This window comes from Exiguobacterium sp. s194 (assembly GCF_018618275.1).
GTDB lineage: Bacteria > Bacillota > Bacilli > Exiguobacteriales > Exiguobacteriaceae > Exiguobacterium > Exiguobacterium chiriqhucha.
Map to the genome: position 1 here is coordinate 64,853 of NZ_JACSLT010000004.1, position 12,865 is coordinate 77,717.

14 protein-coding genes and 1 pseudogene are annotated in these 12,865 nt (G+C 54.2%); 9 read left to right on the forward strand and 6 right to left on the reverse strand.

Annotated elements, in window-relative coordinates:
- The first annotated feature begins 54 nt into the window (after nucleotides 1–54).
- The 3 genes from gnd to gntK all read left to right on the forward strand — a co-directional run bounded on the left by gnd (nucleotide 55) and on the right by gntK (nucleotide 3,882).
- Nucleotides 55–939 (forward strand): phosphogluconate dehydrogenase (NAD(+)-dependent, decarboxylating), encoded by an 885-nt coding sequence (gene gnd / locus KNP85_RS05920; protein WP_214802117.1) that lies wholly within the window; start codon nucleotides 55–57, stop codon nucleotides 937–939.
- Between the two features lie 82 nt (nucleotides 940–1,021).
- Nucleotides 1,022–2,365, forward strand: a complete 1,344-nt coding sequence (locus KNP85_RS05925) for a GntT/GntP/DsdX family permease (protein WP_214802120.1) — start codon at nucleotides 1,022–1,024, stop codon at nucleotides 2,363–2,365.
- Between the two features lie 11 nt (nucleotides 2,366–2,376).
- Complete coding sequence (gene gntK / locus KNP85_RS05930; RefSeq protein WP_214802123.1) at nucleotides 2,377–3,882, forward strand: gluconokinase; 1,506 nt, start codon at nucleotides 2,377–2,379, stop codon at nucleotides 3,880–3,882.
- A gap of 36 nt (nucleotides 3,883–3,918) precedes the next feature.
- On the opposite strand, the gene KNP85_RS05935 is transcribed toward gntK, so the two are convergent.
- Nucleotides 3,919–4,437, reverse strand: coding sequence for a dihydrofolate reductase family protein (locus KNP85_RS05935; RefSeq protein WP_214802127.1), 519 nt, complete (start codon nucleotides 4,435–4,437; stop codon nucleotides 3,919–3,921).
- A 75-nt stretch (nucleotides 4,438–4,512) separates the two neighbouring features.
- Between KNP85_RS05935 and KNP85_RS05940 the strand changes: the two genes are divergently transcribed.
- Both KNP85_RS05940 and KNP85_RS05945 read left to right on the forward strand, forming a co-directional pair.
- The gene (locus tag KNP85_RS05940; RefSeq protein ID WP_251136238.1) at nucleotides 4,513–5,403 is read left to right on the forward strand and encodes a helix-turn-helix transcriptional regulator; all 891 of its coding nucleotides are present in this window, start codon (nucleotides 4,513–4,515) and stop codon (nucleotides 5,401–5,403) included.
- 135 nt (nucleotides 5,404–5,538) lie between these two features.
- A complete protein-coding gene (locus tag KNP85_RS05945) occupies nucleotides 5,539–5,757 on the forward strand; it encodes a hypothetical protein (protein WP_214802133.1) in 219 nt (72 codons plus the stop codon).
- Between the two features lie 51 nt (nucleotides 5,758–5,808).
- On the opposite strand, the gene KNP85_RS15865 is transcribed toward KNP85_RS05945, so the two are convergent.
- The 4 genes and pseudogenes from KNP85_RS15865 to KNP85_RS05955 all read right to left on the reverse strand — a co-directional run bounded on the left by KNP85_RS15865 (nucleotide 5,809) and on the right by KNP85_RS05955 (nucleotide 8,782).
- Nucleotides 5,809–6,318, reverse strand: coding sequence for a glucose PTS transporter subunit EIIB (locus tag KNP85_RS15865; protein ID WP_251135245.1), 510 nt, complete (start codon nucleotides 6,316–6,318; stop codon nucleotides 5,809–5,811).
- A 75-nt stretch (nucleotides 6,319–6,393) separates the two neighbouring features.
- Nucleotides 6,394–7,190 (reverse strand): annotated as a pseudogene (locus tag KNP85_RS15870) (PTS transporter subunit EIIC); the annotation flags it as partial.
- Nucleotides 7,191–7,232: 42 nt separating this feature from the next.
- The gene (locus tag KNP85_RS15835) at nucleotides 7,233–7,361 is read right to left on the reverse strand and encodes a hypothetical protein (protein ID WP_285801450.1); all 129 of its coding nucleotides are present in this window, start codon (nucleotides 7,359–7,361) and stop codon (nucleotides 7,233–7,235) included.
- Between the two features lie 71 nt (nucleotides 7,362–7,432).
- On the reverse strand, nucleotides 7,433–8,782 hold the full coding sequence (locus KNP85_RS05955; RefSeq protein ID WP_214802136.1) for a 6-phospho-alpha-glucosidase: 1,350 nt from the start codon (nucleotides 8,780–8,782) through the stop codon (nucleotides 7,433–7,435).
- A 146-nt stretch (nucleotides 8,783–8,928) separates the two neighbouring features.
- On the opposite strand from KNP85_RS05955, the gene KNP85_RS05960 reads away from it, so the two are divergent.
- Nucleotides 8,929–9,648, forward strand: a complete 720-nt coding sequence (locus tag KNP85_RS05960; protein ID WP_029594765.1) for a GntR family transcriptional regulator — start codon at nucleotides 8,929–8,931, stop codon at nucleotides 9,646–9,648.
- 38 nt (nucleotides 9,649–9,686) lie between these two features.
- Here the strand turns inward: KNP85_RS05960 and KNP85_RS05965 are convergent, their stop codons facing one another.
- The gene (locus tag KNP85_RS05965) at nucleotides 9,687–10,094 is read right to left on the reverse strand and encodes an Lrp/AsnC family transcriptional regulator (protein WP_029594764.1); all 408 of its coding nucleotides are present in this window, start codon (nucleotides 10,092–10,094) and stop codon (nucleotides 9,687–9,689) included.
- 118 nt (nucleotides 10,095–10,212) lie between these two features.
- Here KNP85_RS05965 and KNP85_RS05970 point away from each other — a divergent pair, with 118 nt between their 5' ends.
- The 3 genes from KNP85_RS05970 (at nucleotide 10,213) to KNP85_RS05980 (ending at nucleotide 12,855) form a co-directional block, all read left to right on the forward strand.
- A complete protein-coding gene (locus KNP85_RS05970) occupies nucleotides 10,213–10,971 on the forward strand; it encodes an MBL fold metallo-hydrolase (RefSeq protein ID WP_214802139.1) in 759 nt (252 codons plus the stop codon).
- A 129-nt stretch (nucleotides 10,972–11,100) separates the two neighbouring features.
- The gene (locus tag KNP85_RS05975) at nucleotides 11,101–11,817 is read left to right on the forward strand and encodes a polysaccharide deacetylase family protein (protein WP_214802142.1); all 717 of its coding nucleotides are present in this window, start codon (nucleotides 11,101–11,103) and stop codon (nucleotides 11,815–11,817) included.
- A gap of 99 nt (nucleotides 11,818–11,916) precedes the next feature.
- Nucleotides 11,917–12,855 (forward strand): M23 family metallopeptidase, encoded by a 939-nt coding sequence (locus KNP85_RS05980; protein ID WP_214802145.1) that lies wholly within the window; start codon nucleotides 11,917–11,919, stop codon nucleotides 12,853–12,855.
- Nucleotides 12,856–12,865 lie beyond the last annotated feature (10 nt).

Here is a 12,865-nt window from a genome sequence, read left to right on the forward strand (position 1 = left end):
TAATTTGATATTATAGTGGAGAGATGGAAAAAAATTCGATTTAGAGGTGACGATATGCAAATCGGTTTGATTGGATTAGGCAAGATGGGATACAACTTGGCGCTCAACTTGAGCGACCACGGTCACAACGTCGTCGGGACGGACGCCGGGAACGTCGAGGCGACATCGAAGTTTGAAATCGTGCCGACGCTTGAAGACGTCCTTGCTAAGCTCGAGACACCACGTGTCGTCTGGTCGATGGTGCCGGCCGGTGACATCACCGAGTCCGTACTGGCGGAACTACTTGAGAAACTCGAGCCGGGTGACATCGTCATCGATGGTGGGAACTCGAACTACAAGCTGTCGGTCGCACGCTCCGAACAGTTCAGTGCCAAAGGCATCGCCTTCTTCGACTGCGGGACGAGCGGCGGCACAGAAGGTGCCCGCAACGGCGCCTGCACGATGGTCGGTGGTGACGCCGACGCCTGGCCGACGATCGAACCGATCTTCAAAGATCTCTCGGTCGAGAACGGCTACTTGTATACGGGACCGGCCGGCAGCGGCCACTTCTTGAAGATGATCCACAACGGCATCGAATACGGGATGATGCAGGCGATTGCCGAAGGGTTCGACATCTTGGAGAAGAGCCCGTTCGATTACGATTACGAACAGGTCGCCCGTGTCTGGAACCACGGCTCGGTCGTCCGCTCATGGTTGATGGAGTTGACCGAGAACGCGTTCTCGAAAGACGCGAAGCTCGACGATATCCGCGGCGTCATGCATTCCTCAGGGGAAGGAAAATGGACGGTCGAGACGGCGCTCGAGCTACAGGCGGCGGCCCCGGTCATCGCCATGTCGCTCATGATGCGCTACCGCTCGCTCGAGGACGACACGTTCTCAGGGAAAGTCGTCGCCGCGCTCCGAAACGAGTTCGGGGGCCACGCGGTCGTCAAGAAATAACCGCAAGGAAAAGGTCAGGGGTGGCCTTTTCCTTTGTAAATATTTGTAAACGGTTACACATACGGTAAAGGGGGAAATACATATGTCGGGTTCGACACTCATTTTAATCGCAGTCGCAGGGATTTTCTTGCTCTTATTCTTAGTCATGCGGACGAAGCTTCACGCTTTCGTCTCACTTCTCCTCGTCAGTCTACTCGTCGGGGTCGCGGCCGGTATGCCGCTCGGGGACGTCATCGCCTCGATCCAGAACGGGATGGGCGGGACGCTCGGCTTCGTCGCCGTCGTCGTCGGTCTCGGTGCTATGTTCGGGAAGATGTTAGAAGTCTCGGGTGGTGCGGAACGCCTCGCCCAGACGCTCGTCAATAAGTTCGGAGAGGACAAGGCGCAATGGGCGCTCGCCCTCACCGGCTTTATCGTCGCCGTCCCGGTCTTCTTCGACGTCGGCTTTATCATTCTCATTCCAATCGTTTATGGCCTCGCCAAAAAGACGGGCCGCTCGCTCTTGTACTACGGGATTCCGCTCCTCGCGGGTCTCGCCGTCACACATAGCTTCATCCCGCCGACGCCGGGTCCGATTGCCGTTGCCAACTTGATTGGTGCCGAGCTCGGATGGGTCATCTTGTTCGGGGTCATCGCAGGGATTCCGGCAACGATTCTCGCCGGGCCGATCTTTGCGAAGTATATCGCCAAGAAAATTCACGTCACTATCCCGGACTATATGGAGTTCGAAGAAATTGATACGTCGAAAGAACTGCCGAGCTTCAAGATGATCGTCTCGCTCATCTCGATTCCGCTCGTGTTGATTCTCGCCAATACGTTGTCTGCCGTCTTGCTTGAAGAAGGCAACGGCATCCGCACGTTCTTCACGTTCATGGGTCACCCGTTCGTCGCCTTGACGCTCGCGACGCTGCTCACGTTCATCTTCCTCGGCACACGCCGCGGCTATACGCGTGACGAAGTGCAAGAGATTGCGACGAAAGCGCTCGAACCAGCCGGGATTATCATCCTCGTCACTGGTGCTGGTGGCGTGTTCAAACAAGTGTTGATCGACTCAGGTGTCGGTGACGTGCTTGGAGAAATGATGGCCGGGTCAGCACTGCCGGCGATTGTGCTCGCCTTCTTGATTGCGGCCGTCGTCCGCGTTGCCCAAGGTTCGGCGACCGTCTCGATGGTTACAGCGGCAGGACTCATCACGCCGCTTCTCGAACTTCAAAATATCACCGGTGCCGCGCTCGGCCTCATCGTTATCTCAATCGCCTCGGGTGCGACGGTACTCTCGCACGTCAACGACTCAGGCTTCTGGCTCGTCAACCGCTACTTTGGTTTGGATGTGAAAGACACGCTCAAGTCGTGGACCGTCATGGAAACGATTATCGGATTGACCGGCTTCGCGGTCGTCTTCTTGATCAGCTTGTTTATCATTTAAGTTAGGAAGTGATGTGTGTGTACACGATTGGCGTCGATATCGGGACGACGAGTACGAAAGCCGTCCTGTTCCATAACCAGCAACAACTCGCGGTACATAACGTGTTGTACCCGCTCCTCACCCCGGACACGGAGACGGCCGAGCAAGACCTGGTCGTCATCTACGGAGCCGTGCTCGAGGCGATTTCCGCCGTTCGCGCCAAAGCCGACGGTCCGGTCCGCTTCGCCTCGTTCAGCTCGGCGATGCACAGCCTGATCGCGCTCGATGCGTCAGGCCGTCCGCTCACCCACAGCATCACGTGGGCCGACAGCCGGGCCAACCCGTATACGCAAGAGATCAAACGGAACTTTGATGCGAGTGCGCTCCATATGCGTACCGGCACACCGGTCCATCCGATGGCACCGTTATCGAAGCTGCGTTGGTTAAAAGCCGAGCATCCGGACGTGTTCAACCACGCGGCCAAGTTCGTCTCCATCAAAGAGTACGTCTTCTATCGCCTGACCGGGCGCTTCGTCATCGATCACTCGATCGCTTCGGCGACAGGGCTGTTCAATTTGAAAAACTGCGACTGGGATGCGGAGGCGCTCGACGTCGCTGGCGTCACGCCCGAGCAACTATCCGAGCTCGTACCGACGACGGAGATTTTAACGCTTAAATCGGATGTTGTTGAGACGCTCGGCTGGGACTTCCCGCTCGTCATTGGGGCGAGTGACGGGGTGTTATCGAACCTCGGTGTCGGGGCGTTCGAGCAAGGCGTCGTCGCCGTCACGATCGGGACGAGCGGTGCCATCCGCACGGTCGTCCGCGAACCGGTCGAGGACCCGAAAGGCCGCATCTTCTGTTACGCCTTGACCGACAAGCATTGGGTCATCGGTGGGCCGGTCAATAACGGCGGCATCATCTTGCGCTGGCTCCGCGACGAGTTCGCGGCGAGCGAGGTCGAGACGGCGAAACGGCTCGGGATGGACGCGTATGATGTGTTGACGCGCATCGCCGAGACGGTCAAGCCGGGCTCGGACGGTTTGTTGTTCCACCCGTACTTGATGGGGGAACGGGCCCCGCTCTGGGACTCGAACGCACGCGGTTCGTTCTTCGGCTTGAGTATCCACCATAAGCGCGAGCACTTCATCCGCTCAGTGTTAGAAGGCGTCATCTTCAACTTGTATACAGTCATGCTGGCGCTCGACGAATTGACGGGCGCACCGAATCGGATTCACGCGACGGGCGGGTTCGCCCAGTCGAGCCTGTGGCGCCAGATGATGGCCGACATTTTCGATACGCCGGTCGTTGTTCCGGAAAGCCACGAGAGCTCGTGTTTAGGTGCCGTCATGCTCGGCGAGTATGCGTTCGGGGACATCGACGACTTCACGGCCGTGCCGCAAGTGACGCATGAGCATACGCCAAACCATGAAGCGACAACGATTTACCGGGAGTTGCTGCCGATTTATATCCGGCTCTCTCGTCATCTCGCGGAAGAGTATGAAGCGATTGCCGCGTTCCAACGGAAGCATGTATGAGAAAAGACCAAGTTCATTGCGAACTTGGTCTTTCGTTTATCGCTCGTACGTCACCATGACGAACTGTCCGGACGTGCGTTGACTCGTCAGTTTCAACTTCGTCTCTTTCGTGCCTTCCGGGAAGAGTGGAATCCCTTCACCTAATACGACCGGGGCGATCGCGATTTCATAGCTGTCAATCAAGTCATGCTCCATCGCGGCTTTGATGACCTCGCCTCCCCCGACGAGCCAAATGTCCCCGTCGACGTCTTGTTTCAACCGTTCGATTAGCTGCTCAATCGGCTCGTCAGTGAATGTGACGTGCTCTGCTTCCCGGTCCGGGCTCCGCGTCAAAATGTAGTTCGGGATGTTCGCGTATGGATAATGATTGTCCTCGAGCCGGAGCACTTCCTCGTACGTTTTCCGTCCCATGATGACCGCGCCGACCGTTTGGAAGAAGTCGGCGTAGCCGTTGTCCCCTTCCCCCTCGACCGCGAACAACCAGTCGAGTTGATCGTTCGTGCGCGCAATTTTTCCATCTAAACTTGTCGCGATATATAAGACGACGTTTGCCATGATGAATTCCTCCTTGATTCGTGATACATTCAGCTTACTTGATAAACACGACAAAACATGACGGGAATGAATGAGATGAAAAAACGACATCTGTACTTAATTCGACTATTGAACCGGGGTCGACGGTTCACAGCGGATGAACTTGCTCTTGAAACGGGTGCCTCGGTCCGGACGATTCAGCGCGATATGCTGACGCTCGAGGAACTCGGCTATCCGATTTGGAGCGTCCCTGGTTCGGGTGGCGGCTACGAGATGTTGCCGAATCGACTCTTGCCACCGCTCCAACTTCGAGAACAGGAAGCGGTCGCGCTCTACCTAACCCTCAAATGGATGGAACAAATTCCGGACGTGCCGTTCGGCGACATGCGGGACACGCTGTCGGACTGGTATGTGAACGAATTGCCGCACGACCTCGAGACGAAAATCGCACAGCTCGAAAAGAACATCCTTTGGCTCGGGAATAAGACCGTCCCACCGGCGCCGTTCACGAAAGACGTGTTTCAAGCAGTCGAACAACGACGGAACATCGAGATGACATACGCCACGACGAAAGGCAGCCGCGCGTTCACTGTCGCGCCGGTCGGGATGGCGCTCCTCGATTTGAAATGGTACGTATTCGGTCTCTCGGATTACGGTCTGCGCCAATATCGCATCGACCGGATTGAAGCGATGCGCCTGCTCGATGAGACGTTCGAAGCGGACGACTTGGCGACGCTCCTCGAGGCGAGTGACGAACGAAGCGGTGTGACCGTTCGGCTCAAGCTCACCCCGCTCGGCCGCCGTCTGCTTGAAGACGTATTACCCGATATCAGCGAAAAGAATGAGTGGGACGTGCCGGAAGCCGAACTCCCGTTCTTGTCGCGGCAATTACTCGCGGCCGGGGCGGAAGTCGAGGTCGTCGAGCCGATTGAACTGCGGGAAATGATGCGGGAGCACGCGGAGCGGTTATGGAACCGGTATCGTTAATCAAATCGATGCTTTGTCCTCATGTAAGAATTGTCTTTATATGGTAATATGAGTCCATATTGCTACATGTAAAGGAGCGTTCGCATAACCAAGCTATCGTTTTCAAAATTATTTGTCTCAATCAGTGTCATCTCATTGTTCGCTATCATGGTGTACCTTAACGTCTCGACGCTCGAACTGAACGAGACGATCGGTTCAGGGCTGTTCTACTTGAAAGGCTATTATGAGGAAGGCAACATGATCGTCATTGAGCAAGGGATTGGCATCATCACGTTGCCGCTCGCCATCGGGCTCGTCGCTTCGACACTCATCAAAGGCGCTCAATTTTATCGTGCCTCGTCGGTTACGAACTAACCTTCTCATCTCGGACAAAGAGCCCAACCGTAAATCGGTTGAGCTCTTTTTTCAATTCGCTTGGTCCATCTCTTTATGCAGTTTGAGCAACTCATTCTTGTACAAATCCGAGCGTCCTCCAAAGATGGCCTGGATGTTATTTTTCACTTTCACGACCCCGGCTGCCCCGAGTGCCTTCAACTCGTCCTCATCGATTTGGGACACATCTTTCAATTCGACACGGAGACGTGTGAAACAGGCATCGATATCGATGATGTTGTCACGGCCACCGAGCGCCTCTTGAATGGCAAGTGCCGTCGTTTGGATTGATGTCTTTCCTGATTTCTTTTCATTGTAGTCTTTGCGGGTAAACAGTTTCGTCTCTTGTCCCCCTCGGCCCGGCGTCGCCAAGTTCCATTTTTTAATCGCGAACGTGAAGATGCCGTAATAGACGAAGAAGAATCCGGCCCCAACGACGAGGTTCATCCACCAGCGCGGCGTCCCTGGCAACACATTCACCAAGACATAGTCAATCAATCCCGAGCCACCGGCCCAGCCGATATGGGCGTCAAGAGCGTACATGAGCGCAAACGACACCCCTGTCAACACACTATGCACGACGTAAAGAAGTGGTGCAATGAATAAGAACGTGAACTCGATCGGTTCGGTGATCCCGGTCAAGAACGCCGTCCCTGCCGCTGCGAGCAAGAGGCCACGCACGACGGGACGCTTGTCCGGGTCGGCCTGACGGTACATGGCGAACGCCGCTCCAAGAAGACCGAACATGACGGTCGGGAACTTGCCGGCCATAAAGCGTCCGGCCGTCACGTCGACACCTTCTGCGATTTGGGCGAGGAAAATATATTGGTCCCCGCTCACAATCGAACCGCCAACCGTCTCCGTGCCGCCAAGTGACGTCCATAAGAACGGTGCGTACCAGATGTGATGTAATCCGGTCGGAATCAATAACCGTTCGAGCATTCCGTATAATCCGACGTAAGCCGGATTCGTCGCATCACTCGCGATGACATTCGCCATCGCTGTGAGGCCGGTCTGAATCGGGGCCAAATGAGCATCATAAAGAAACCGAGCAAGATGGAGAAGAATACCATGACGATACCGACCGAACGATCTCCGGCGAAAAAGCCGAGCATCTCTGGCGGGTTGAACGTATGGAATTTTTTATACACCCAGACCGCAAGCAAGCCGACCGCGATCCCACCGAGCACACCCGTCTCAAGTGACGGGATACCGAGCAACATGCCGTACTCCCCGCTCTCAGCCGCCATTTCCGGTGTGATCCCAAGGGCAATCGAAATCGTCGTGTTCATGATGACGTAGCCGACGAGTGCGGCAAGTGCCGCAATTCCCGACCCACCGGACAGACCAACCGCGACGCCAATCGCAAAGATGATTGGCAAGTTGGCGAAGATACTCAACCCGATTTGAAGCATCCCGGCACTGATCGCTTCGACCGTCCCGTTCTGTAAAAACGTCTAACTTTCTGAAAGCGGACCTGTTAGCGTCGCGCCGAGACCAAGTAAAATACCGGCCGCCGGCAAGAGCGCGACTGGCACCATGAGCGCCTTCCCGAATTTTTGAAATACCCCGAACCATTGACTCATTTGATTCACTCTTCATGTGTAAGCGTTATCAATTCCCAAAACGAACAAAGGGGAATGACTCCCCTTCGTCTTTAGCGTGCGACCGTCTCCCGTTGTTTGAGGGCCGGCCAATAGTTTTCGTTCTCGTTAATCAAATCGTCAAGGATTTGACGGGCGACCGGCGCATCGACGACGGTCCGGTTGAGCGTGAGTGCCTGGAGTGCCTTTTCATAGCTGTTCTCGAAATAGGCGTCGACGACGAGCTGTTCGTAGGCGAGCTGTCCTTCAATCATCCCTTTGTAGAAGCGAGGAATGTGTCCGACAGCGAACGGTTTCGGTCCACGGTTCGTGAGCATCGCCGGCACTTCGACCATCGCATCATCCGGCAAGTTAGCGATGATGCCGTCGTTCTTCACCATGACGATGAAGATGTCGCCATTGTTGTAGGCGAGTGACGCTGCGACGCGAATCATGTAGCAACCGTGGATGTCGACTTCAAGATGCACGTTCTCGAGCGAGTCGTCAGCGATGATTTGATCGCACGTCGAGAAGACACGTTGTTGGCGGCCGTTGATGACTTGACGGGCCCGCGTGTTCTCTACGTCTTCCTTCTCCGCCATGTCGGACGGATACAAATAATACTGAAGGTACGTATTCGGCAAGTATTCCGGGAAGTCGGTGAGCATCTTCTCGACTTGCTTGAACGTCTTGATCCAAGATGGGTCGTTTGCGATCTCTGAGTCTTCTGGGATAAACCCGTCCTCTAAGATGGCGCGCTTGATGTCTTCCGTCAATTCGTTGCCTTCTTTGTCATAGATGCCTGTGAACCAACCGAAGTGGTTGAGGCCGAAGTATTCCGGCACGAGATCCCAAATTTCTTTGCCGAGAATCTTCGCGTAGCTCACCATGATTGCGGCCGGCATGTCACAGATATTCAAAATCTTTTTGTCATTCGGGTAGGCACGCTTCAACGCCTCGGCGACGATTGCGGCCGGGTTCGTATAATTTAAGATCCAACCGTCCGGTGAGCCTTGGCGGATGTCTGCGACGAGATCAATCATGTCCCCAATCGACCGCATCCCGTACGACATCCCACCCGGTCCACACGTCTCTTGTCCAACCACGCCGTGACGGAGCGGAATCTGTTCATCTTTCTCGCGCATCTCCAGGCCGCCCGTTCGAATTTGAACGAAGAAGAAGTCCTTGTCGCGGAAGGCGTATTCTTTGTCCGTCGTATACTCGAACAGCTCGAGCTCTGGGTAATGCTCACGCAAGATGATTTCAGTCGCTTTGGCGACACGCTCCTGGCGCTCACCATCCGTATCGTAAAACGTGATTGAACGTAGTGGGAAGTGAGCCTTCTCTTCGATCAAGCTCATAATCATACCGATTGTGTACGTGCTGCCGCCACCGACGACGACGAGGCGTTGTCCTTGTTTCATGTGTGCGTTCCCCTTTCGAATACATATCTTATTGATTACAATACAAATTTAATACATATTATTTTAAACGTCAACAATATTTTTGAAAACATTTTACTTTGTGTATACTAGAAGTATGAATTCAGGTCGAAATCGGAGGGTCAGTCATGAAAGCAAAATCACCGCTCTACCAACAAGTCGCCCACAAAATGCGCACGTTTATCGAGTCCGGCACGTGGGCGCCCGGTGAGGCGATTCCGACCGAGGCTCAACTCGTCGAAGAGTTCAGCGTCAGTCGAGTGACTGTCCGGCAGGCGGTCAAATTGCTCCAAGAGGAAGGTCTCTTATGGAAACGACAGGGCAGCGGCACATACGTCCAGTCCGAAAAGATTGAACACAACATGTACGAATTAAAAAGCTTCACGGAAGACATGAAACGAGAAGGGAAAGAAGTGACGAACAAAGTACTCACCTTCACGTTGCAGCCACCGAGTGAGAAAGTGCGAGAGGCACTCGAACTCGAAGATGGCGAGCTCGTCTTCTACGTGAGGCGCCAACGATTCGCAGACGGCGAACCGCTCATCGTCGAGGACACATACTTGCCGCTAAAGCTGTTCCCCGACTTGACGTACGAAGTGATGTCGCAATCGAAGTACGCCTATATCGAAGAAGTCAAACAGTTCAAGATTGCGGACAGCGTCCAAGAGTTCATCCCGGTGCTCCCGACAAAAGAGATTGCCGAGATGCTCGGAGTGAGTGAACGAACGCCCGTACTCAAAGTCGAACTCTATTCGTTTCTTATGGATGGCAGTCGGTTTGAGTTCACAGAAACGTATTTCAAGAGTGAAGAATACCGCTTCATCATCCGCGCCGGACGAAGACATTAAAAAGGACCTGTGAATCACAGCGATTCACAGGTCCTTCGTCAGTTAATGACGATCGACAACTTATAATTGACGTACTTGCTGAGCCCATCCAAAAAAGCGTTCAGCTCTTGGTTCGACGGGAATCGGCACTCCAAGACGTAACAGCCGTCCCCGCTCACCTTGTAGTTATTGCGGACGTATGGCCGGTGCTCCTCGAGGAACATGAGGTACGGGTCGTGGAACGTGCTCGACGTAAAGATGGTGATCATCGCGTGAACCGGTAACCCGAGCTTGTCCTCATTCACGCGAATCGTATACCCTTCGATGATACCGAGGTCTTCGAGCTTCTTGACGCGCGTCGCCGTCGCCTGCCCGGTCAAGTGCACGTGTGCCCCGAGTTCTTTCATCGTTATCCGGCTGTTCGCCTGTAACGCCTCGATGATGAGGCGGTCAGTTGGATCGAGCATGGGTGACTCCTTTCACGATTCAAGCCAATCCGTCCAAACACTTGATTCGTGTTATGTATGAAACGACGGCTGCTTGTTAGACTGTACATACATTATAGCTAAAAGGAGAGATTTTTCTATGCACGTGCAACTAATCCGTAATGCCACACTCCGCGTCGAATACGCCGGAAAGACGTTCCTCATCGACCCGTTCCTCGGGGAAAAAGGCGCCTATCCCCCGTTCCCGAACTCGGAACGGCAAGACGCTAATCCATTGGCCGACCTGCCAATCGCGATCGACGACATTCTGACAGGCATCGATGCCGTCATCTTGACCCACCTGCATCTCGACCACTACGACGAGGTCGCGAAACAAGTTCTGCCGAAAGCGATCCCGCTGTTCGTTCAAAACGAGGATGATTTGACTGTCATCGAAGGCGACGGCTTCACGAACGTGACCGTGTTGAGCGACACGACAGCATTCGAAGGAATCAACCTCACGAAGACAGCTGGGGAGCACGGTCGCGGTCCGATTTTAGAAATGGCCGGTCTCGTGTGCGGTGTCGTCTTCACCCACCCTACGGAACAGACGCTCTATGTCGCCGGGGACACGGTCTGGTATGACGAAGTCGCCAAGACGATTCAAGCGCATCAACCAGCAGTCATCGTCGTCAACGCCGGGGACAACCATTTCGTCGAAGGCGGGTCGCTCGTCATGAACGAAGAGGACGTCCGCCATGTTCACGAGGCTGCCCCGTCGGCGACGATTATCGCGGTCCATATGGAAGCGGTCAACCATTGGAAACTATCGCGTCCTGACTTACGTGCCTATGCGGCATCACACGGCTTCGCCGATCGCCTCATCGTTCCTGAAGACGGCGAGACGATTTCACGCTAACGATACGATGCCCCTGACCTTCCACGTCAGGGGCATTTTTAGCTTCATTTTTGACTCCTGTTTGTGGTATTCTATGCTTCATACCGATGCCATGTCACCCGTTTTTTGCCTCGAGGGAGTTTTGTTTGGATGATGAAACGTGTCATTTTGCTCATGTCGATTTTTTTGTTGATCAGCTCCCTGTCTCAGGCAGCGATTCCGAAACCGAAAGCTTATAACGACCGCAGTCTCATCTATTTGACGCTCGATGACGGACCGAACCGGAAGACGGGCGCGCTGCTCGATGTCTTGAAGAAGCATCGGGTGAAGGCGACCTTCTTCATTCTTGGGAAGAATATCAAGGGCAATGAGCACCTCATCCGACGCATCGTCGCCGAAGGCCATCTCATCGCCTTGCATGGGATGACACACGTGCGCGAGGAGTTTTATGCGTCGCCGATGACGGCCGTGCGTCAAATGAAGGACGTACAACGTCTCATATATGAACTGACAGGCATCCATACGAACATGGCCCGCACGATTTACGGTAGCGACGCAGGGATGACGCCTGCGCATTGGCAAGCGATGGACGAGGCCGGTTTCGAGATTTGGGACTGGAACGTCGGCAGTCTCGATCACATCTATAAGAAAGACAACGCGCCAATCGAGCAGCGTGTGTTCAATCGGCTCGAGGCAAATTTCGAGATGAATATCGCCTCGATCATCTTGGCACACGATCACTCGATGACACCGCAAGCGCTCGATACAATCATCCGCTACGCGAAAGAACGCGACTATGAGTTCCGGACATTAGAAGGGGTTCATCCCCCATACAACTTTTTCAATCCGTGGGAACCGAATGAATGACACATGCTGAGTCCACGTGGGCTCAGCTTTTTGTTTGCTCGAAACTTTATGTTCTTTACGCCGTATACAATAGGAACAACCAGCAAAGGTGGAACCTACATGCAACTCGATGTCCGAACATTTCCTAAATCATTTCTCGATGGTCAATTCGATTCAATCTATAACCAGACGACCGACTCATTCAAACAGCAGACCTCGCTCGACACGTTCTACCGGCTCGCCACTTCATTCAATGAAGGTGTTCGCCGCTATCGGGTCGTGAATGACATGAAATTGAACGGAAGCCGTCATCTCGTCTGGATGGATGACCGGAAGGAACGCGTACTCAGTGTCACGTTCAATCAGGACGACCTCATCGAGGACCTACTCATGACGCCACATCAACCCGATTCGAGGGGCGACCGTCGCTTCACGAAACATACATACCACCTCCCGTTCACGGATGACTGGCTCGTCGTATCAGGCGGTACACACCCTGGTGAGAATCGGCACTATCCGGAACGCGCGCAACGATACGCCTACGACTTCATAAAAGTGAACAACAACTGGTCATACAACAAGACAAAGTCCGGGAACCACTCGTTTTATGCGTTCGGGGAACGCGTTATCACACCGTTGGACGGGACGGTTGTTAACGTTGTCGATGATCTGCCGGACGTTCCAGATTCGAGTCACCCCTTCGGCAATCACGTCATACTGGAGCACGCCGACGGCGAGTACAGTCTCCTCGCAAACCTTGAGGCCGGTTCAATCGCCGTCAACGTCGGGGACCGTGTCAAGACACGCCAATTGATCGGTCGTTGCGGCAACTCGGGGGATTCGTCTGAACCGCACCTCCACTTCCAAGTGATGGACAGTCCCGACCTGGCATCCGCCACCTCGCTTCGGATTCGGCTAAAAGGGAGAAAGAATCCGGTTCGTGGTCAAATCGTCAGACCGAAACCATCCAACTCATCAGATCATACGGTCTTGGCCGCTGATTTTTTATTTGAACTCGCGCTCGCGGTTCCCAGACTCTTGTTTAATTTTTGGCGGTAATCGTTCACTA